This is a genomic window from Cupriavidus phytohabitans (assembly GCF_017815025.1).
Taxonomy (GTDB): domain Bacteria; phylum Pseudomonadota; class Gammaproteobacteria; order Burkholderiales; family Burkholderiaceae; genus Cupriavidus.
The window spans coordinates 1-731 of the sequence record NZ_JAGIQB010000225.1; the positions used below are offsets into that span (position 1 = coordinate 1).

Below are 731 nucleotides of genomic sequence, written 5' to 3' on the forward strand. Positions count from 1 at the left end.
ACGTTGCGGCCCTTCGGGCCCAGGGTCACTTTAACGGCGTTGGCGAGGATGTTCACGCCTTCGACCATCTTGGCACGGGCGGCGTCGCCGAACACTACGTCTTTTGCTGCCATTCTTGAAATCTCCGAAGCTGAAAAGAGCGCCCCGCGCGCCTGGCGGGACGGTCTGGAATCTGGGGGTTTTGTCTGGTGAGACCGGCGTCGATTACTTGTTCACGACCGCCATGATGTCTTCTTCACGCATGACCAGCAGTTCCTGGCCTTCGACCTTCACGGCCTGGCCGGCATACTTGCCGAACAGCACGCGATCACCCACTTTCACGTCGAGGACGATATTGTTGCCCTTGTCATCCTTCTTGCCCGGGCCAACGGCGAGCACTTCGCCTTGGTCGGGCTTCTCGGCGGCGTTGTCGGGAATCACGATACCCGACGCGGTCTTGGTTTCGTTGTCCAGACGCTTGACGATCACGCGGTCGTGCAGAGGACGAAGGTTCATGCGGACTCCTAGATGCAAGATGAGTATTGATTCACAAATAGCCGTTGATCTTCAACGACTATCGGGATTTCGGTCTACCGGATGCAGGGCTGTTAGCACTCTCCCCCGATGAGTGCTAATTGTATGGGCAAAGTATTACGGTTTCAAGACGAGCCTATGCGGTTCTGTCGCAGTAACGGTACGGAAGTAGAATTTGCGGTCGTGAAACTTGAAGGCCAGAAAATGATTCAACCAGC

General features: G+C 56.0%; 1 protein-coding gene. It reads right to left on the bottom strand.

All coding sequences use genetic code 11. The features are described from left to right. Positions 1 to 204: 204 nt before the first annotated feature. Positions 205 to 495 (bottom strand): co-chaperone GroES, encoded by a 291-nt coding sequence (gene groES, locus J8I34_RS34255; RefSeq protein WP_018312524.1) that lies wholly within the window; start codon positions 493 to 495, stop codon positions 205 to 207. Positions 496 to 731: the final 236 nt, after the last annotated feature.